General features: G+C 71.8%; 16 protein-coding genes. 7 read left to right on the forward strand and 9 right to left on the reverse strand.

Annotated features, from left to right (window positions below):
- Positions 1 to 3: 3 nt before the first annotated feature.
- Positions 4 to 723, reverse strand: coding sequence for a 3-oxoacyl-[acyl-carrier-protein] reductase (gene fabG / locus ACIGW4_RS32555; protein ID WP_030691676.1), 720 nt, complete (start codon positions 721 to 723; stop codon positions 4 to 6).
- A gap of 252 nt (positions 724 to 975) precedes the next feature.
- Between fabG and ACIGW4_RS32560 the strand changes: the two genes are divergently transcribed.
- The 3 genes from ACIGW4_RS32560 to tyrS are packed head-to-tail and all read left to right on the forward strand — an operon-like array spanning position 976 to position 5,208.
- Positions 976 to 2,499, forward strand: coding sequence for a TldD/PmbA family protein (locus ACIGW4_RS32560; protein WP_359591738.1), 1,524 nt, complete (start codon positions 976 to 978; stop codon positions 2,497 to 2,499).
- Positions 2,496 to 3,887 carry a metallopeptidase TldD-related protein gene (locus ACIGW4_RS32565; RefSeq protein WP_123450961.1) on the forward strand — a complete coding sequence of 464 codons (1,392 nt, stop codon included), beginning with the start codon at positions 2,496 to 2,498 and terminating at the stop codon, positions 3,885 to 3,887. The genes ACIGW4_RS32560 and ACIGW4_RS32565 overlap by 4 nt, the downstream gene beginning before the upstream one ends.
- Before the next feature lie 55 nt (positions 3,888 to 3,942).
- The gene (tyrS, locus tag ACIGW4_RS32570; RefSeq protein WP_123450963.1) at positions 3,943 to 5,208 is read left to right on the forward strand and encodes a tyrosine--tRNA ligase; all 1,266 of its coding nucleotides are present in this window, start codon (positions 3,943 to 3,945) and stop codon (positions 5,206 to 5,208) included.
- Positions 5,209 to 5,267: 59 nt separating this feature from the next.
- Here the strand turns inward: tyrS and ACIGW4_RS32575 are convergent, their stop codons facing one another.
- Complete coding sequence (locus tag ACIGW4_RS32575; RefSeq protein WP_123450965.1) at positions 5,268 to 5,546, reverse strand: GlsB/YeaQ/YmgE family stress response membrane protein; 279 nt, start codon at positions 5,544 to 5,546, stop codon at positions 5,268 to 5,270.
- A gap of 169 nt (positions 5,547 to 5,715) precedes the next feature.
- Between ACIGW4_RS32575 and ACIGW4_RS32580 the strand changes: the two genes are divergently transcribed.
- Complete coding sequence (locus ACIGW4_RS32580; protein ID WP_123450967.1) at positions 5,716 to 6,042, forward strand: DUF3099 domain-containing protein; 327 nt, start codon at positions 5,716 to 5,718, stop codon at positions 6,040 to 6,042.
- Positions 6,043 to 6,176: 134 nt separating this feature from the next.
- Positions 6,177 to 6,410 carry a hypothetical protein gene (locus tag ACIGW4_RS32585; RefSeq protein ID WP_123450969.1) on the forward strand — a complete coding sequence of 78 codons (234 nt, stop codon included), beginning with the start codon at positions 6,177 to 6,179 and terminating at the stop codon, positions 6,408 to 6,410.
- Here ACIGW4_RS32585 and moaA read toward each other — a convergent pair.
- From moaA to ACIGW4_RS32600, 3 genes are all read right to left on the reverse strand, one after another.
- Positions 6,393 to 7,382 (reverse strand): GTP 3',8-cyclase MoaA, encoded by a 990-nt coding sequence (moaA, locus tag ACIGW4_RS32590; protein WP_123450971.1) that lies wholly within the window; start codon positions 7,380 to 7,382, stop codon positions 6,393 to 6,395. The genes ACIGW4_RS32585 and moaA overlap by 18 nt on opposite strands.
- Before the next feature lie 151 nt (positions 7,383 to 7,533).
- Positions 7,534 to 9,159, reverse strand: a complete 1,626-nt coding sequence (locus tag ACIGW4_RS32595; protein WP_123450972.1) for a cation acetate symporter — start codon at positions 9,157 to 9,159, stop codon at positions 7,534 to 7,536.
- Positions 9,156 to 9,527: a DUF485 domain-containing protein gene (locus tag ACIGW4_RS32600; protein WP_123450974.1), complete on the reverse strand. Its 372-nt coding sequence runs from the start codon at positions 9,525 to 9,527 to the stop codon at positions 9,156 to 9,158. The genes ACIGW4_RS32595 and ACIGW4_RS32600 overlap by 4 nt, the downstream gene beginning before the upstream one ends.
- 273 nt (positions 9,528 to 9,800) lie before the next feature.
- Here ACIGW4_RS32600 and ACIGW4_RS32605 point away from each other — a divergent pair, with 273 nt between their 5' ends.
- The gene (locus ACIGW4_RS32605) at positions 9,801 to 11,333 is read left to right on the forward strand and encodes a S8 family serine peptidase (protein ID WP_123450976.1); all 1,533 of its coding nucleotides are present in this window, start codon (positions 9,801 to 9,803) and stop codon (positions 11,331 to 11,333) included.
- 89 nt (positions 11,334 to 11,422) lie between these two features.
- A complete protein-coding gene (locus ACIGW4_RS32610) occupies positions 11,423 to 12,754 on the forward strand; it encodes a CoA transferase (protein ID WP_399584727.1) in 1,332 nt (443 codons plus the stop codon).
- Positions 12,755 to 12,923: 169 nt separating this feature from the next.
- Here ACIGW4_RS32610 and ACIGW4_RS32615 read toward each other — a convergent pair whose 3' ends face one another.
- The 4 genes from ACIGW4_RS32615 to ACIGW4_RS32630 all read right to left on the reverse strand — a co-directional run bounded on the left by ACIGW4_RS32615 (position 12,924) and on the right by ACIGW4_RS32630 (position 16,426).
- The gene (locus ACIGW4_RS32615) at positions 12,924 to 13,967 is read right to left on the reverse strand and encodes a zinc-dependent alcohol dehydrogenase family protein (protein WP_123450980.1); all 1,044 of its coding nucleotides are present in this window, start codon (positions 13,965 to 13,967) and stop codon (positions 12,924 to 12,926) included.
- An 18-nt stretch (positions 13,968 to 13,985) separates the two neighbouring features.
- The gene (locus ACIGW4_RS32620) at positions 13,986 to 14,651 is read right to left on the reverse strand and encodes a lysoplasmalogenase (protein WP_359591745.1); all 666 of its coding nucleotides are present in this window, start codon (positions 14,649 to 14,651) and stop codon (positions 13,986 to 13,988) included.
- The gene (locus tag ACIGW4_RS32625) at positions 14,648 to 15,607 is read right to left on the reverse strand and encodes a sterol desaturase family protein (RefSeq protein ID WP_399584729.1); all 960 of its coding nucleotides are present in this window, start codon (positions 15,605 to 15,607) and stop codon (positions 14,648 to 14,650) included. The genes ACIGW4_RS32620 and ACIGW4_RS32625 overlap by 4 nt, the downstream gene beginning before the upstream one ends.
- 102 nt (positions 15,608 to 15,709) lie before the next feature.
- Positions 15,710 to 16,426 (reverse strand): VIT family protein, encoded by a 717-nt coding sequence (locus tag ACIGW4_RS32630; RefSeq protein WP_123450986.1) that lies wholly within the window; start codon positions 16,424 to 16,426, stop codon positions 15,710 to 15,712.
- Positions 16,427 to 16,444 lie beyond the last annotated feature (18 nt).

Below are 16,444 nucleotides of genomic sequence, written 5' to 3' on the forward strand. Positions count from 1 at the left end.
TGATCAGTGACCCATGCCCAATCCGCCGTCAACCGGGATGACGGCTCCAGTGATGTACGAGGCGTCGTCGGAGGCGAGGAACTTCACCGCGGCGGCGATCTCCTCCGGCTGCGCGTAACGGCCCAGCGGCACCTGGGACACGATGCCCGCGCGCTGCTCGTCGGTGAGCACCGCGGTCATGTCGGTGTCGACGAAGCCGGGGGCGACGACGTTGAAGGTGATGTTGCGCGAGCCGAGCTCACGCGCGAGGGAGCGGGCGAAGCCGACCAGGCCGGCCTTGGAGGCGGCGTAGTTGGCCTGGCCCGCGGAGCCCAGCAGACCGACCACCGAGGAGATCAGGACGACGCGGCCCTTCTTGGCCCGCAGCATCCCGCGGTTGGCGCGCTTGACGACCCGGAAGGTGCCGGTGAGGTTGGTGTCGAGGACGGACGTGAAGTCCTCCTCGGTCATGCGCATGAGGAGCTGGTCCTTCGTCACGCCGGCGTTGGCCACGAGGACCTCCACCGGACCGTGCTTCTCCTCGATCTCCTTGTAGGCCGTCTCCACCTGCTCCGCGTCGGTGATGTCGCACTTCACGGGAAGGCAGCCGAGCTCGACCAGGGCGGCCGGGGGCTCGCCGGAGCGGTACGTGATCGCGACCTTGTCGCCGGCCTCGGCGAACGCGCGGGCGATGGCGAGGCCGATGCCCCGGTTTCCTCCGGTGACGAGAACCGAGCGGCTCAACGGATCACCCTTTCGATAGCGGTCTGGTAGCCGAAAACCTATCGGTATCGCTCCCGACATGAGGAATCGACCTCCCACAGTGGCGTACGGGCGTCACTGTCGGGTCCCTACAGCTCGGGGCCGGTACGGACCGGCTCCCGGGTGCGCCGGAGGCGCCCTCCGATCCAATGCGCGGACTCGGCCGCCCGTCCCGTGATTGACTTCCCGGACAGTTCAACCGACGTCTTCCGATCACCGAGAGCGAGGCCGCTCGTGGTCCATCAGATCGACCCTTCGTTCGTCGCGCTGCCGTTGCGGGCGCTCGCAGACGCGGCGCTCGCCCGAGCGCGCGCGCTGGGTGCCGAGCACGCGGACTTCCGTCTGGAGCGGGTGCGCAGCGCCTCGTGGCGGCTGCGCGACGCCAAACCGTCCGGGTCCTCGGACACCACGGACCTGGGGTACGCGGTGCGGGTGGTGCACGGCGGGGCCTGGGGCTTCGCGTCCGGCGTCGACCTGACGATGGACGGGGCCGCGCGGGTCGCCTCGCAGGCGGTCGCCATGGCCAAGCTGTCGGCGAAGGTGATCGCGGCGGCGGGCTCGGACGAGCGCGTGGAGCTGGCCGAGGAGCCGGTGCACGCCGAGAGGACGTGGGTCTCCTCGTACGAGATCGACCCCTTCTCCGTGCCCGCCGAGGAGAAGAGCGCCCTGCTCGCCGACTGGAGCGCGCGGCTGCTCCGGGCGGAGGGCGTGGCGCACGTGGACGCCTCGCTGCTGACCGTCCACGAGAACAAGTTCTACGCGGACACGGCCGGCACCGTGACCACCCAGCAGCGCGTCCGGCTGCACCCGCAGCTCACGGCGGTCGCCGTGGACGGGACGACCGGCGAGTTCGACTCGATGCGGACGATCGCGCCGCCGGTCGGGCGGGGCTGGGAGTACCTGACGGGGACCGGCTGGGACTGGGACAAGGAGCTCGACGAGATCCCGGGGCTGCTCGCCGAGAAGATGCGGGCGCCGAGCGTGGAGGCGGGCCGGTACGACCTGGTCGTCGACCCGTCGAACCTGTGGCTGACGATCCACGAGTCCATCGGGCACGCCACCGAGCTGGACCGGGCGCTGGGCTACGAGGCGGCCTACGCGGGCACCTCGTTCGCCACCTTCGACCAGCTGGGCAAGCTGGCGTACGGCTCCTCGGTCATGAACGTGACGGGTGACCGGACCGCCGAGCACGGTCTCGCCACGGTCGGCTTCGACGACGAGGGCGTCGAGGCGCAGTCCTGGGACCTGGTGAAGGACGGCACGCTCGTCGGCTACCAGCTGGACCGGCGGATCGCGAAGCTCACGGGCCTCGGCCGGTCGAACGGCTGCGCCTTCGCCGACTCCCCCGCGCACGTCCCGGTGCAGCGGATGGCGAACGTCTCGCTCCAGCCGGACCCGGGCGGTCTGTCGACGGAGGACCTGATCGGGGGCGTGGAGCGCGGCATCTACGTGGTCGGCGACCGGTCGTGGTCGATCGACATGCAGCGCTACAACTTCCAGTTCACCGGCCAGCGCTTCTTCCGCATCGAGAACGGCCGGCTCGCCGGGCAGCTGCGGGACGTGGCGTACCAGGCGACGACCACCGACTTCTGGGGCTCGATGGAGCAGGTCGGCGGCCCGCAGACGTACGTCCTGGGTGGTGCCTTCAACTGCGGCAAGGCCCAGCCGGGCCAGGTCGCGGCGGTGTCGCACGGCTGCCCGTCCGCCCTGTTCCGGGGTGTCAACATCCTCAACACGACGCAGGAGGCCGGTCGATGAGCCGCGTCAGCAAGCCGTACGAGATCGTCGAGCGGGCCCTGGAGCTGTCCCGCGCGGACGGGTGTGTCGTCATCGCCGACGAGGAGTCCTCGGCCAATCTGCGCTGGGCCGGGAACGCGCTCACCACGAACGGGGTGACCCGGGGCCGGACGCTCACCGTGATCGCGACCGTCGACGGCGCCCAGGGCACCGCCTCCGGCGTCGTCTCGCGGTCCGCCGTGACCGTCGACGACCTGGAGCCCCTGGTCCGGGCCGCCGAGGCCGCCGCGCGCGCCGCCGGGCCCGCCGAGGACGCCCAGCCGCTGGTGGAGGGCGTGCCCGCCTCGCCCGACTTCACGGACGCCCCGGCGGAGACCTCCTCCGCCGTCTTCACCGACTTCGCCCCGGCGCTCGGCGAGGCCTTCGCACGCGCGCGTGCCGGTGGACGTGAGCTGTACGGCTTCGCCAACCACGAGCTGACCTCCACCTACCTGGGCACGTCCACGGGGCTGCGGCTGCGCCACGACCAGCCCAACGGGACCCTGGAGCTGAACGCCAAGTCCCCCGACCGCTCGCGCTCCGCCTGGGCCGGGCGCGCGACCCGGGACTTCAAGGACGTCGACCCGGCCGCGCTCGACGCCGAGCTGGCGACCCGGCTCGGCTGGGCGGAGCGGCGGATCGAGCTGCCCGCCGGGCGGTACGAGACGCTGCTGCCGCCGACGGCCGTGGCCGACCTGATGATCTACCAGCTGTGGTCCTCGGCGGCCCGGGACGCGGTGGAGGGCCGTACGGTCTTCTCCAAGCCCGGCGGCGGCACCCGGCTCGGCGAGACGCTCTCTCCGCTGCCGCTGACGCTGCGCAGCGACCCGAACGAGCCGGGCCTGGAGTCCTCGCCGTTCGTGATCGCGCACTCCTCCGGCGACGACTCCTCCGTCTTCGACAACGGTCTGCCGGTCGCGCCGGTGGACTGGGTGAAGGCCGGCGCCCTGGCGCATCTGATCACCACCCGGCACACGGCGGGGCTTACTCGCTTGCCCGTGGCGCCGGGAGCGGGGAACCTGATCCTGGACGGCGGCGGCGAGCGCTCCCTGGAGGAGATGGTCGCCTCCACCGAGCGCGGACTGCTGCTGACCTGCCTCTGGTACATCCGCGAGGTCGACCCGGCGACGCTGCTGCTGACCGGACTGACCCGGGACGGCGTCTACCTCGTCGAGAACGGCGAGGTGGTCGGCGAGGTGAACAACTTCCGGTTCAACGAGTCGCCGGTGGACCTGCTGTCGCGGGCCACGGAGGCGGGTCGTACGGAGAAGACGCTGCCGCGCGAGTGGAGCGACTGGTTCACCCGGGCCGCGATGCCCGCCCTGCGGGTGCCGGACTTCAACATGAGCTCGGTCAGCAAGGGGGTCTGACCCGCCTAGACTGGGCCGACGTAGCACTGACGACTTTCTGAGGAGACGGACGATCGTGACGGACATCGTCGACGAGCTGAAGTGGCGCGGGCTGTTCGCCCAGTCCACCGATGAGGACGCACTGCGCAAGGCTCTCGCGGACGGTCCCGTCACGTTCTATTGCGGTTTCGACCCGACCGCGGCCAGTCTCCACGTCGGCCACCTGGTCCAGGTCCTCACCGTCCGCCGGCTCCAGCAGGCCGGGCACCGGCCGCTGGCGCTGGTCGGCGGGGCCACCGGGCAGATCGGTGACCCGCGTCCGACGGCCGAGCGCACCCTGAACGACCCGGAGACGGTCGCGAACTGGGTGAACCGGCTGCGTTCGCAGATCGAGCCCTTCCTCTCCTTCGAGGGGGAGAACGCGGCGGTCATGGTGAACAACCTGGACTGGACCGCCGGGATGTCGGCGATCGAGTTCCTGCGGGACATCGGCAAGCACTTCCGGGTCAACAAGATGCTGACCAAGGACTCCGTCGCCCGGCGCCTGGAGTCCGAGCAGGGCATCAGCTACACCGAGTTCAGCTACCAGCTGCTGCAGGGCATGGACTTCCTGGAGCTGTACCGCCGCTACGGCTGCACGCTCCAGCAGGGCGGCTCGGACCAGTGGGGCAACCTGGTGGCCGGCCTCGACCTGATCCACCGCCTGGAGCCGGGCGCCGAGGTGCACGCGCTCGCGACCCCGCTGATGGTGAAGGCGGACGGCACCAAGTTCGGCAAGACCGAGAGCGGGGCCGTCTGGCTGGACCCGGAGATGACGACGCCGTACGCGTTCTACCAGTTCTGGCTGAACGTGGACGACCGGGACATCTCGACGTACATGCGGATCCTGTCCTTCAAGTCCCGTGAGGAGCTGGAGGAGCTGGAGGCGCAGACCGCCGAGCGGCCGCAGGCGCGTGCCGCGCAGCGGGCGCTGGCCGAGGAGCTCACCACGCTGGTGCACGGCGCCGAGCAGTGCGCGGCCGTCATCGGCGCCTCCAAGGCGCTGTTCGGGCAGGGCGACCTGGCCGAGCTGGACGAGCCGACGCTCGCCGCCGCGCTGTCCGAGCTGCCGCACGCGCGCGTGAGCACGCTCGGCCAGGTCGTGGACCTGTTCGCCGAGGTCGGTCTCGTGGCGAGCAAGTCGGCGGCGCGGCGCACGGTGAAGGAGGGCGGGGCCTACGTGAACAACGTGAAGGTGACCGCCGAGGACGCCGAGGTGTCGGCGGAGGAGCTGCTGCACGGCCGGTGGCTGGTGCTGCGGCGCGGCAAGAAGAACCTGGCGGCGATCGAGTTCGCCGGCTAGCGGGACCACGAGTGGGCCCGGTACGCGCGCCGTGCGCCGTACCGGGCCCCTTCTCGTTCTCAGGCGCGCTGTCGTCTGTTGCCCTTGATCGAGGCCCACAGCATGTCGCCCACGCCGACCACGAGGACGGCGCCGAGCAGCTGGAGCAGGTGCCGGGTCCAGTCGATGCCCTTGGTGTCATTGACTCCGATCCAGGTCGCGACCGCGTTTCCGAGCACGCTGCCGAGAATGCCGAACACGGTCGTCAGCCACAGCGGGATCTGCTGCTTCCCGGGAAGGATCGCCTTCGCGATCAGACCGAGGACGAATCCCACGATGATCGCCCACAACCAACTCATCGTCGCCTCCTTGTACGCATGTGGGCCCAGTCTCGGCCCCTCGGCCGTACGGCGCATGTCGGACAGCGCCATACGTGCCCCGGTCTCGTGGGTCGCGGAGGGCGGGCGTACCGTGGAATCAGGTCCGGACCGGGGAGGGTCCGGCACGACCTGTGGGCGGTGAACGGCGATGCTGAAGCATGGCGGGACCGAGGTCTTCCGGATCACGGGGGCCCGGCAGGGGCTCGCCGACGACGTGCGGGGGCGACAGCGGCGCTATGTCATCTCGATGACGGTGCGGACGCTCTCCGTGATCGCCGCGACGGTGCTGTGGAACGTCGAGCGGCACGTGGCCTTCGTGGCGCTGGGCCTGGGCCTGCTGCTCCCCTACATCGCCGTGGTGATCGCCAACGCGGGACGCGAGAGGGCTCCGTCCCTTCCCTCCACCTTCGTCCCCCCTCCGGTGCGTCCCGCGCTCGACGCCCCGAACCTCAAGAAAACCTCAGATCAATCATGACGATCCGGTGCACCGCACCCCAGGTGCCGTGACATACTGCCTACGCGCTCCGCATCCCCCGTCGGAGCGACGGACCGATGCCGGGCAGCTCCCCCCGTGGCTGCCCGGCATCGCTGTTGCTGGACAATGATCGGATGATCAATGGTCCAGTGAGCGAAGAGAAGCCGATCTGTTCCGCCAAGGGGTGCCGCGCCGACGCCGTCTGGGTCCTCGCGTGGAACAACCCCAAGCTGCACGCGCCCGAGCGCCGCAAGACCTGGCTCGCGTGCGAGGAGCACCGCGAGCACCTCTCCCGGTTCCTGGGGGTACGGGGCTTCCTGAAGGACGTCGTGCCCCTCGCCGAGTGGGAGTCAGCCGCCGATAGCTGACATCGGGCGCTCGGGCTGGAGGAAGCTCGGGTCGTCGAGGCCCGAGCCCGCCTTCTTGCCCCACATGGCCTTCTTCCAGATCTCCGCGACCGTCTCGTCCGGGGCGTCCGAGCGGAGCGCGGCCCGCAGGTCCGTCTCCTCGGTCGCGAAGAGACAGGTGCGCACCTGGCCGTCGGCGGTGAGGCGGGTGCGGTCGCAGGCCCGGCAGAACGGGCGGGTGACGGAGGCGATGACGCCGACCGTGTGCGGTCCCCCGTCGACCACCCAGCGCTCGGCGGGGGCCGAGCCGCGCTCGTCCGCGCCCTCGGGGGTGAGCTCGAAGCGGGTGCGCAGCGACTCCAGGATGTCCCCGGCGGTGATCATGCCGTCGCGCTTCCAGCCGTGCTGGGCGTCCAGGGGCATCTGCTCGATGAAGCGGAGCTCGTACTCCTCCTCGATCGCCCAGGCCAGCAGGTCGGGGGCCTCGTCGGCGTTGAGTCCGGGCATCAGGACGGCGTTGACCTTGACCGGGGTGAGGCCGGCGTCACGGGCGGCGGCCATGCCGTCGAGGACGTCCTGGTGGCGGTCGCGCCGGGTGAGGGTCTTGAAGACGTCGGGGCGCAGGGTGTCGAGGGAGACGTTGACCCGGTCGAGGCCGGCCGACCTGAGGGCGGCGGCGGTGCGCTTGAGTCCGATGCCGTTGGTGGTCAGGGACATCCGGGGGCGGGGCTCCAGGGCGGCGCAGCGCTCGACGATCCCGACGAGGCCGGGGCGGAGCAGCGGTTCGCCGCCGGTGAAGCGGACCTCGGTGACGCCGAGGTCGGTGACCGCGATGCGGATCAGCCGGACGATCTCGTCGTCGGTGAGGAGGTCCGGCTTGGCGAGCCACTGGAGGCCCTCTTCCGGCATGCAGTACGTACAGCGCAGGTTGCACCGGTCCGTGAGCGAGACGCGCAGGTCAGTGGCCACACGGCCGTAGGTGTCGATGAGCACTGTGGGCCCCCTCCCCGTATTCCGGATGCGTGTTCTTCGAGCCTACGCGAGCGCGCCGACAACGAGCAGGGCAGATTGTCACGAGGACCGGCGCGGCCGCGTCGTAGAACTCTACGACGCGGCCGTCGGACGGTCGCGGAACGTATACGGTTCAGTGCGCTCCGATCCCGGTGAGGGACTTGACCTCCAGTTCCGCGTACTTGCCCTTGTCCGGCTCCTCCTTGGAGAGGACCGAGCCGAGCCAGCCGAGCAGGAAGCCGAGCGGGATGGAGACGAGGCCGGGGTTCTCCAGCGGGAACCAGTAGAAGTCCACCGTCTTGAACATCGACGTGGGCTTGCCGGAGACGACCGGCGAGAAGATCACGAGGACGACGGCGGAGACCAGGCCGCCGTAGATCGACCACAGGGCGCCCCGGGTGGTGAACCGCTTCCAGAAGAGCGAGTAGAGGATCGTCGGCAGGTTGGCCGAGGCGGCGACCGCGAAGGCGAGGGCGACCAGGCCGGCGACGTTGAGGTCGCGGGCGAGGGCGCCGAGCGCGATGGAGACGACGCCGATGAGGACGGTCGCCCAGCGGGCGGCCCGCACCTCCTCCTGCTCGGTGGCCTTCCCGCGCCGGATGACGTTGGCGTAGATGTCGTGCGCGAAGGACGAGGAGGAGGCCAGGGTCAGTCCGGCGACGACGGCGAGGATGGTCGCGAAGGCGACGGCGGAGATGACGGCGAGGAGGATCGCGCCGCCGGTGGAGTCGGCGCCGCCGCCGATCTCCAGGGCGGCGAGCGGGGCCGCCGTGTTGCCGGCCTTGTTGGAGGCGACGATGTCGCTGTTCTTGAGGAGGGCGGCGGCGCCGAAGCCGAGGACGATCGTCATCAGGTAGAAGGCGCCGATGATGCCGATGGCCCAGTTGACGGACTTACGGGCGGCCTTGGCGGTCGGCACCGTGTAGAAGCGGATCAGGATGTGGGGCAGGCCGGCCGTGCCCAGGACGAGCGCGATGCCGAGCGAGAGGAAGTCCAGCTTGGAGGTGGCGGTGGCGCCGTACTTGAGGCCGGGCTCCAGGAAGGCGTCGCCCTTGCCGCTGTTGGTGGCGGCCGCGCCGAGCAGCTCCGAGATGTTGAAGTGGAACTTGAGGAGGATGAGGAAGGTGATCAGGAGGGTGCCCGCGATGAGCAGGACCGCCTTGACCATCTGCACCCAGGTGGTGCCCTTCATGCCGCCGATCGTCACGTACACGATCATCAGGAGGCCGACCAGGGCGACGATCGCGACCTTGCCGCCGTCGCTGGTGATGCCGAGCAGGAGCGAGACGAGGACGCCCGCGCCCGCCATCTGGGCGAGCAGGTAGAAGATCGAGACGACGATGGTCGAGGTGCCGGCGGCGGTGCGGACGGGCCGCTGGCGCATCCGGTAGGCGAGGACGTCGCCCATGGTGAACCGGCCGGAGTTGCGCAGCGGCTCGGCGACCAGGAGCAGGGCGACGAGCCAGGCGACGAGGAAGCCGATCGAGTAGAGGAAGCCGTCGTAGCCGAAGAGGGCGATGGCTCCGGCGATGCCGAGGAAGGACGCGGCGGACATGTAGTCGCCGGAGATCGCGAGGCCGTTCTGGAAGCCGGTGAACTGGCGTCCGCCGGCGTAGAAGTCGGCGGCGCTGCGGGTCTGGCGGCCGGCCCAGACGGTGATGACGAGGGTGGCGACGACGAAGGCGCCGAACAGGGCGATGATCAGGGGCCGGTGCTCGGTGGTGGCGTTGCCCGCCGCGAGCAGGACGGGGGTGCTCATGCGTCGGCCTCCATGCGGTGCTTGATGGCCTCGGCCTTGGGGTCGAGGCGGTTCGCCGCGTGCCGGGAGTAGAGCCAGGCGATGAGGAACGTGGTGGCGAACTGGCCGAGGCCGAGGACGAGCGCCACGTTGACGTTGCCGAACAGCTTGGTCCCCATGAAGCCGCCCGCGTAGTTGGAGAGCAGCACGTACAGCAGGTACCAGGCGATGAAGGCCAGGGTGAGGGGGAAGGCGAAGGAGCGGTACGTCCGGCGCAGTTCGCCGAACTCCGCGCCTTCCTGCACCTCGACGAACTGCTCCGTCGTGGGCGAGGCGGGATCGTGGTGGGTCTCCGTGCCGTTTCTGGGCGGCGGTGCTTCGGTAGCCACGGAATCTCCTCGTGACGCGGGGGCGGGCGGCATGGTCAAGGGGGCCTCACCAGGGGTGCGGAAAGCGGGGCTCCGAGCGGAGCCCCTCCCCTGCCCAACGGCACGGATCAGGAAGCGAAGCGGTTCACCAGCAGGATTTTCTTGAACAGATCTTCATGAAGTCTTCTCAACTCATTGAAGGTTCGGGAAGATCAGCGATAGCTTCACTCGTCATGCACCTGCCCATGCGCAAACCCGCGCGTGGACAGTACATACGGATGATGTGGAGAACCCATGGCTCATCTGGGATCGAGGCGCGGCCGAGCTCTCGCTCTGCCGGTAGGTCTCGCGCTCACGGCCTCGCTCGGCTTCCTCGCCCCCGGCGCCGCCTCCGCCGCGGAACTGAGCGACGCTCCGGCCACCGTGGCCACGAACGGCCCGAAGCTCTCGTACGTCGTCAACATCGAGGGCGGTCGCTGGACCGGCGCCTCGGTGAAGAAGGCGATCGCCGCCGCGGGCGGCGAGGTGGTCGTCTCGTACGACCAGATAGGCGTCATCGTCGTCCACTCGCAGAACCCCGAGTTCGCGAAGACGATCCGCCAGGCGCGCGGCGTCGTGTCGGCCGGCGCGACCCGCACCGCTCCGCTCTCCGTCCAGTCCGACGACTCCGTCGACGAGGGCGCGCAGGCCCTGTCCCCGGCCGAGGCCAAGGCCGCCGCGGCCGCCGCCACGGACGGCCAGGACCCGTTCGAGCCCCTGCAGTGGGACCTCCCGGCGATCAAGGCCGACAAGGCCCACGAGAAGACGCTCGGCAGCAGCAGGGTCACCGTCGGCGTCATCGACACGGGCGTCGACGACACCCACCCGGACCTGGCGCCGAACTTCGACGCCGCCGCGTCCGCCAACTGCGTGTCCGGCAAGCCGGACACCACCCCCGGCTCGTGGCGTCCGAACAAGGGCGAGAGCGACCACGGCACGCACGTCGCGGGCACCATCGGCGCCGCCAAGAACGGCATCGGCATCACCGGCGTGGCGCCGGGCGTCAAGCTCGCCGGCATCAAGGTGTCCACCCCGGACGGCTTCTTCTACACCGAGGCCGTGGTCTGCGGCTTCGTGTGGGCGGCCGAGCACGGCGTCGACGTCACGAACAACAGCTACTACACCGACCCGTGGATGTTCGCCTGCAAGAACGACGAGGACCAGAAGGCCCTCATCGAGGCGGTCACCCGGGCCACCCGCTACGCGGAGAAGAAGGGCACGGTCAACGTCGCCGCGGCCGGCAACTCCAAGTTCGACCTGGCGGCCGACAAGATCACCGACACGTCCAGCCCGAACGACACCACGGCGGTCACCCGGGACATCGACCCGAAGGAGTGCTTCGACTACCCGGCCATGCTGCCGGGCGTCGTGACGGTCTCCGCGACCGGCGCCAAGGACCTCAAGGCGTCCTACTCCAACTACGGTCTCGGCGTGATCGACGTCGCCGCCCCCGGCGGTGACCGCACCGAGTACCAGACGCCGGACGCCCCGGCGGTCAACGGCCGCATCCTGTCGACCACGGTCGACGGCGGCTACAACTACAAGGCCGGTACGTCGATGGCGTCCCCGCACGCCGCCGGTGTGCTCGCGCTGCTGAAGTCGACGCACCCGCACGCCAGCCCGGCGGCGCTGAAGGCCCTGCTGTACGCGCAGGCCGACGAGCGCGCGTGCACCAACCCGTACGACATCGAGGGCGACGGCAAGATCGACGCCGTCTGCGAGGGCGGCAAGAACAAGAACGGCTTCTACGGAGCCGGTCTGATCGACGCGCTGGCCGCCGTGAAGTAAGCGGTACCCGTGCGGGGGCCCCGGTGTGGTGTGCCACACCGGGGCCCTCTCCGTGTCCGCGGGGTGGCACTGAGTGCCACACTGCGATCATGGACAACACAGTGCGTACGGGTACGGAGTTGCTGTGGTCGGCCCTGGGTGGCGATCCCGCCCTCGTCGACCGCGTGGAGTACGGCGGTGTCTCCGGGCTGCTGCCCGCGCGGCTGCCGGTGATGGACCTGGCGCGCGCGGCGGTCGCGGCCTGCTCGCTCGCCGCGGTGGAGCACGCCGGGCTGCCGGGGCCGGTACGGGTCGACGACGGGGCCGTCGCCACCGCCTTCGTGAGCGAGCGTCACCTGCGGGTCGACGGACGGGCGCCGGTGAACTTCGCGCCGCTGTCACGGTTCTGGCGGGCGGCCGACGGCTGGGTCCGCACGCACGCCAACTACCCGCACCACAGGGCGGCGTTGCTGGCGGCGCTGGGGGTGCCGGACTCCGGCTCCGACTCCGGTGCCGGTTCCGGTTCGGTCGAGGCCGTCGCGGCGGCGATCGGCGAGCGGAAGGCCGTCGAGGTCGAGACGGCGGTGTACGCGGCCGGGGGCCTGGCCGTCGCCCTGCGCACGCCCGGGGAGTGGGCGGCGAGCGAGCAGGGCCGGGAGGTGGCGGCGCGGCCGCTGCTGACCCGCGAGCGGCTCGACGAGGCCGCGCCGCGGGCCGGGAGCGGGCGCCCGCTGCGGGTCCTCGACCTCACCCGGGTGATCGCCGGACCCGTCGCGACCCGGACGCTGGCGCTGCTCGGCGCGGACGTGCTGCGGATCGACCCGCCGGGCAACCCCGAACTGCCGGACCAGCACGCGGACACGGGCTTCGGCAAGCGGACGACCGCGCTGGACCTGGACCGGCCGTCGGACCGGCGCACGTTCGACGAACTCCTCGACTCCGCCGATGTGCTGGTCACCGGCTACCGGCCCGGCGCGCTCGACCGGTTCGGCCTGGAGCGGCCGGGCCTGGTGACCGCCCGCCTCTCCGCCTGGGGCGACTACGGGCCGTGGGGCGGGCGGCGCGGCTTCGACTCCCTGGTGCAGGTGGCGACGGGGATCGCCGCCGTGGAGGGGTCGGCCGAGGAGCCGGGCGCGCTGCCGGCTCAGGCGCTGGACCACGGCACGGGGTATCTGCTCGCGGCGGCGGTGCTGCGGTCGCTGACCGAGCAGCGGGCGGAGGGCGGGAGCCGGCTCGTCCGGCTCGCGCTGGCGCAGACCGGGCACTGGCTGACGGGTTCGCTGCCGCGGTACTCGCCGGAGCGGTACCTGGCGGAGTCGGAGGGGCCGCTGGGCCGCCTCCGGCACGCGCTGTCCCCGGTCGCGTACGAGGGCGGACCCGCGCACTGGTCCCGGCCGCCGGGGCTCGCGGGGGCGGACGCGCCGGAGTGGCCGACGGTCTGAGGGGCCCAACGGGCCCGGGTCCGGTGGGCCCCGGGCCCGGCGCAGCGCCACGGTGCGGCGCAGCGCCACGGTGCGGCGCAGCGCCACGGTGCGGCGCAGCGCCACGGTGCGGCCCCGCCCGCGGGCCCGGCTCCGCGCCGTCGGCCCGGCGGGCCGCCGCCCTCGCGGACTACGGCTTGATCAGGACCTTCAGGGCCGTGCGCTCGTCCATCGCCTTGTAGCCGGCCGGGACGCCGTCCAGGCCGACCGTCAGGTCGAAGACCGGGGACGGGTCGATGGTGCCGGCCAGGACGTCCGGGAGGAGCTCCGGGATGTACGCGCGGACCGGGGCGACGCCGCCGCGCAGCGCGATGTTGCGGTCGAACATGACGGACAGGTCGAGGCCGGTGCCGCTGCCGTGCGGGACGCCGACGTAGCCGATGGAGCCGCCGTCGCGGGCGATCGCGACGGCCGTGCGCATGGACTGCTCGGTGCCCACGGCCTCGATGACGCCGTGGGCGCCCTGCCCGCCGGTGAGCTCGCGCACGGCGGCCTCGGCCGCCTCGCCGCGCTCGGCGACGACGTCGGTGGCGCCGAAGGCGCGGGCGATGTCGGTGCGGGCGGTGTGCCGGCCGAGCGCGATGATCCGCTCGGCGCCGAGCCGCTTCGCGGCGAGGACGCCGCACAGACCGACGGCCCCGTCACCGACGACGGCGACCGTGGAGCCCTTCGTGACCCCCGCGCCGAGGGCGGCGTGGTGGCCGGTGCCCAGGACGTCGGAGAGCGCGAGCAGCGCGGTCAGGAGCCGGTCGTCGGAGGCGGCTTCGGCGGGGAGCTTGACGAGGGTGCCGTCGGCGAAGGGGACGCGGACGGCCTCGCCCTGGCCGCCGTCGGAACCGACCGAGCCCCAGAAGCCGCCGCGCGGGCAGGAGGTCTGGAGGCCCTCGGCGCAGTACTCGCAGCTGCCGTCGGACCAGACGAAGGGGGCGACGACGAGGTCGCCGGCGGCGAAGCCGGTGACCTCGGAGCCGGCCGCCTCGACGATGCCGAGGAACTCGTGGCCGATGCGCTGGCCGGGCTGCCGGGCGGCCTCGCCGCGGTAGGCCCACAGGTCGCTGCCGCAGATGCAGGCGCGCAGGACCCGCAGGACGACGTCCGTGGGCTCCTGCACCACCGGGTCGGGCACGTCCTCCACGCGCATGTCGAAGGGGGCGTGGATGGTGGTGGCGCGCATGGGGGGTGGTCCTTGCTGTCAGACGGTTGTACGACGTTCACCGTACATCGCGCGGAGCGCTCCCGCCGTCAGCAGGTACTGCGCCGCGACATAGGTCAGCATGACCCAGAAGTCGGGCGCCGGCAGCTGGGGCCAGTCGGCGACGCCGGTGGCGATGAGGGTGTCGGACAGCAGGAACAGGGCGCCGCCGAGGCCGGCGAGGAGCCCGAGGCCGCTGGCACGGTACGCCATCGCGGCGAGGAGCAGCGAGTAGCCGGCGACGGGGATCCTCAGCTCGGCGGGGAGGTCGGGCCAGAGGAGCACGACGGTGCCGGCGAGCGCGGCCGCGTACAGGGCGCCGAGGATCGGGGACGTACGCCTCCGTCCGAAGAGGACCAGGTAGCAGACGTGTCCGGCGGCGAAGGAGCCCATGCCGAGGAGGAAGGACGGGTCGGCGTCGGAGAGCAGGAGGACGTCGCCGCCCCAGCCGAGGAGGAGCGCGGCGGTGAGCGGCTTGGGGGCGCCGAGGGTGACGGCGTACGCGGCGAGCAGGGGCATCAGGAGCGGTTTGGCGATCCGGTGGCCGAGGTCGGCGCCGGCGAGGAGGGAGACCAGGTCGACGGCGGCCGCGAGCCCGAAGGCGACGAGGAGCGCGCGGGAGGCGGCGGTCGGGACGGCGCGGGCGGCCGCGGGGGCGGTGCTCACGCGACGGCCTCGGGCGCGGCGCCGGCCTGCGGGACGGGCACGGCGTCCGGTGCGGGCCCCGCCGCGGCGGCGGGGAGCGCACCGGTGGTGGGGAGCGGACCGGTGGCCGGATGCGGGCCGGTGGCCGGAGTCGGTTGCCAGCCCGGGCCGCGGAAGACCCGTCCGGCTCGCTCGCGCCAGTCGTGCGCGGCGCGCAGGTCACGGGCGATGGCGGCGTACTCGTGGGTGGCGACGCGCAGCGGGTTGTAGGTCTCGATGTTCTTGGTGAGGCCGTAGACGGGCCGCTCCGTCTCACCGGCCCAGGAGCCGAACATCCGGTCCCAGACGATGAGGACGCCGCCGAAGTTCCGGTCCAGGTAGCCGCCCTGGGAGGCGTGGTGGACGCGGTGGTGCGAGGGGGTGTTGAGGACGTACTCGAAGGGGCGGGGCAGCCTGTCGATGCGCTCGGTGTGGATCCAGAACTGGTAGACGAGGTTGACCGAGTAGCAGAAGGCGACGGCCGCCGGGTGGACGCCGAGGGCGATCATCGGCAGGTAGAAGGGCCAGCCGGTGACGCCGGTCCAGGGCTGGCGCAGGGCGGTGGAGAGGTTGAACTTCCGGCTGCTGTGGTGGACGACGTGGCAGGCCCAGAGGATGCGGACGACGTGGTGTCCGCGGTGCTGCCAGTAGTACAGGAAGTCCTGCGCGAGCAGCATGAGCGGGATCGTCCACCAGAGGACGGGGACGCGGAGCGGGGTCAGTTCGTACACGGCGGTGTAGACCGCGACGACGGGGATCTTCCACAGCGCGTCGAAGAAGAGGCTTCCCAGGCCCATGCCGATGCTGGTGGCGGCGTCCTTGGCCTCGTACCCGGCGGCGTCCTCGTCGGGGTGGATCCGGTGGCTGACCATCTCCAGGACGGTGAGCAGGACGAAGGCCGGTATGGACCAGAGCACGACGTCGGGCAGGTTCGGCATGGCGTCGACGGTAGGGGCGGCGGCCTGGGGCGGCTAGACGTCGTTACCGACAAGTATGCGAGACGACTTGTCAGCAAGCTTTGGCACCTTCCGACAAGCGGCTCAGACGCCCGCCGCTCCGAGCAGGGACCCGGCCCCGTAGGTGACCGCCATCGCGAGGGCGCCGCCCGCCGTGTTGCGCAGGATCGCGGGGCCCGTGGGGGCGTCGCCGAGGCGGGCGCTCCACCAGCCGGTGAGGACGAGGGCGGCGAGGACGGAGAGGACCGTGATCCAGAGGCGGGCGGAGGCCGGCGGGAGGACGATCGCGAGGAGCGGGAGCAGGGCGCCGACGGTGAAGGCGAGGAAGCTGGCGCCGGCGGCGTGCCAGGGGTTGGTGAGGTCGTCGGGGTCGATGCCGAGCTCCACGCGCGCGTGGGCGCGCAGGGCGTCGCGGGCGGTGAGCTGTTCGGCGGCCTCGCGGGCCACCTCCGGGGAGAGGCCCCGGGCGGCGAGCAGGCCGGTCAGTTCGGCGAGTTCGGCCTCCGGCTGTTCGCGCAGTTCGCGCTTCTCCTGGGCGAGCGCGGCCTTCTCGGAGTCGCGCTGGCTGGAGACCGAGACGTACTCCCCCGCCGCCATCGACATGGAGCCGGCGAGCAGCCCCGAGAGTCCCGCCGTGAGCAGGGCGGCCCGGGACTCGGTGGCGCCGGCGACGCCGACGACGAGACCGGCGGTGGAGACGACGCCGTCGTTGGCTCCGAGCACGGCCGCCCGGAGCCAGTTGAGACGGGTGCCGAGACCGCCGCCGTGGGCCTCGTCGTCGTGTACGGGGGCTTCAGTCACTCCAGGAGGGTCGCACCC

The sequence above is a fragment of the Streptomyces sp. NPDC053513 genome (genome assembly GCF_044544765.1).
Lineage (GTDB): Bacteria > Actinomycetota > Actinomycetes > Streptomycetales > Streptomycetaceae > Streptomyces > Streptomyces litmocidini.

What these genes read in the sequence shown, in the direction of transcription:
- ACIGW4_RS32565 (WP_123450961.1), top strand. Translation starts at nt 2,496, where the DNA reads ATGAGCCGCGTCAGCAAGCCGTACGAGATCGTCGAGCGGGCCCTGGAG.
- ACIGW4_RS32575 (WP_123450965.1), bottom strand. Translation starts at nt 5,546, where the DNA reads ATGAGTTGGTTGTGGGCGATCATCGTGGGATTCGTCCTCGGTCTGATC.
- ACIGW4_RS32580 (WP_123450967.1), top strand. Translation starts at nt 5,716, where the DNA reads ATGCTGAAGCATGGCGGGACCGAGGTCTTCCGGATCACGGGGGCCCGG.
- ACIGW4_RS32585 (WP_123450969.1), top strand. Translation starts at nt 6,177, where the DNA reads ATGATCAATGGTCCAGTGAGCGAAGAGAAGCCGATCTGTTCCGCCAAG.
- ACIGW4_RS32595 (WP_123450972.1), bottom strand. Translation starts at nt 9,159, where the DNA reads ATGAGCACCCCCGTCCTGCTCGCGGCGGGCAACGCCACCACCGAGCAC.
- ACIGW4_RS32605 (WP_123450976.1), top strand. Translation starts at nt 9,801, where the DNA reads ATGGCTCATCTGGGATCGAGGCGCGGCCGAGCTCTCGCTCTGCCGGTA.
- ACIGW4_RS32610 (WP_399584727.1), top strand. Translation starts at nt 11,423, where the DNA reads ATGGACAACACAGTGCGTACGGGTACGGAGTTGCTGTGGTCGGCCCTG.
- ACIGW4_RS32615 (WP_123450980.1), bottom strand. Translation starts at nt 13,967, where the DNA reads ATGCGCGCCACCACCATCCACGCCCCCTTCGACATGCGCGTGGAGGAC.
- ACIGW4_RS32625 (WP_399584729.1), bottom strand. Translation starts at nt 15,607, where the DNA reads ATGCCGAACCTGCCCGACGTCGTGCTCTGGTCCATACCGGCCTTCGTC.